The following is a 1,313-nucleotide window of genomic DNA, read 5'->3' as shown; positions in this document are numbered from 1 at the left end:
ACCGGGTCACCGTCTGCCCGCAGCGCATCAGCGCAATCGCCGCCGCCGCTCTCGTATTGACCTCACTCGACCGCGGAACCAAGTGAGAAAACCTCTGTGTGCGGACTGGGGCCGCCACAGCAGTCGCCTCGGACACTGCCCTGACGACAGCACCCGCCCCCACACCCGCAGGAGCCTCTCCGACTGCGCCGGCCGCCGGAAAGATAGGGCGCTGCGCGTCCCTCCGGGATGGGCCTTCGGCCCACCCTTCCCCCGGCGCTGCGCAGTCGGAGGGGAGCTGGTTGGGGGGAAGCGGGGTGCACTCCCGGCTGACCGCCCGCATCCTGCCTCGACGCGGAAGGGCCCGGCGTCACCGGCCACCTGCCGGCGGTTACGGGTCCTCGGACCAGGATCGGTACAGCTGGTGGATCCCCTCGGACTCAGCCAGCACGGTGCGCCACTGGGCGTTCTGCGGCTCCGCTCCCATCTCGATGCACCAGTGCATCGCCGACTCGAGGGTCTGCCGCGGCGTGGGGAAGTGCCCGTCGGGGCGGACGGTGTAGAGGTGGAGGTGTGGGAAGGTGGCGTGGCTCCTGCCGGCCGGATTTCAGTGCATCGCCCACACCTTCGCGTTGTCCGGCGCCCGGAACTCGTACAGGTAGGCCGACGTGGTGACCCGCCAGCGCCCCTCCCGGGCGTCGTACTTCTCGGGGTCGGTCGGGATGATCCGGTAGTGCATGGACGCCAGGAACCGGCAGCCGGCCGCGTCACCACGCAGGACAAGGCCCTCTCCGCCGTTGAGCCTCCACAGGTGCGTCTTGTCCGTCCTAGCGCGGCCGCCAGGCGATACGACGATCTTGCCGGTGCCGAGGCAGGCCACCGCTCGTTCGAGAGGGGCCAGGAATGCCTCGACCGCTTGATACGGCGAAGCTCCCGGCACGAGGTGTCAGCGTACGAGGGGCAAAGCCATGAGCACGTCGAGCAGCCCTGGGTGGTCGTCGGGATCGACGTCGTCGAACTTGCCCCCGTCGAGGGCCGCGAGGAACTCTTCGCCGCTCTGCCCTGGGCACATCCGTCTGCGGGCTGCCGCTGCCCTGAGCGCAGGAACGGTTGGCTACTCGCACTTCCGGCTGAGGCGATCCAACCTGCCGGGCGAGTGGGCTCACGCGAATCAGGTGTCGACGCGACCCGTCTCGTAGGCCCACATGACGATCTCCACGCGGTTGCGAGCATTGAGCTCCCGAGTTGGCTCATTTGGTTAGTGCGTGACTGCCGGTGTCCTGGAGCGCGTCGAGGACGGCTTGTTGCGCTGGCGGGACGTGGGGGTCGAAGGT

The 1,313-nt window shown here is 69.0% G+C and carries 2 protein-coding genes; both read right to left on the bottom strand.

What is annotated here, in order from left to right; genetic code table 11:
- Window positions 1-586: 586 nt before the first annotated feature.
- The gene (locus CHB94_RS24325; RefSeq protein ID WP_141137658.1) at window positions 587-919 is read right to left on the bottom strand and encodes a hypothetical protein; all 333 of its coding nucleotides are present in this window, start codon (window positions 917-919) and stop codon (window positions 587-589) included.
- A gap of 6 nt (window positions 920-925) precedes the next feature.
- Window positions 926-1,051: a hypothetical protein gene (locus tag CHB94_RS26525; RefSeq protein WP_254920895.1), complete on the bottom strand. Its 126-nt coding sequence runs from the start codon at window positions 1,049-1,051 to the stop codon at window positions 926-928.
- Window positions 1,052-1,313 lie beyond the last annotated feature (262 nt).

It is taken from the genome of Blastococcus mobilis (assembly GCF_900188025.1).
In the GTDB taxonomy this organism is placed as follows: Bacteria; Actinomycetota; Actinomycetes; order Mycobacteriales; family Geodermatophilaceae; genus Blastococcus_B; species Blastococcus_B mobilis.
The sequence above is the reverse complement of the archived record's forward strand: the minus strand, read 5'-3'. Positions and strand labels throughout refer to the sequence as shown.

What these genes read in the sequence shown, in the direction of transcription:
- CHB94_RS26525 (WP_254920895.1), bottom strand. Translation starts at nt 1,051, where the DNA reads ATGTGCCCAGGGCAGAGCGGCGAAGAGTTCCTCGCGGCCCTCGACGGG.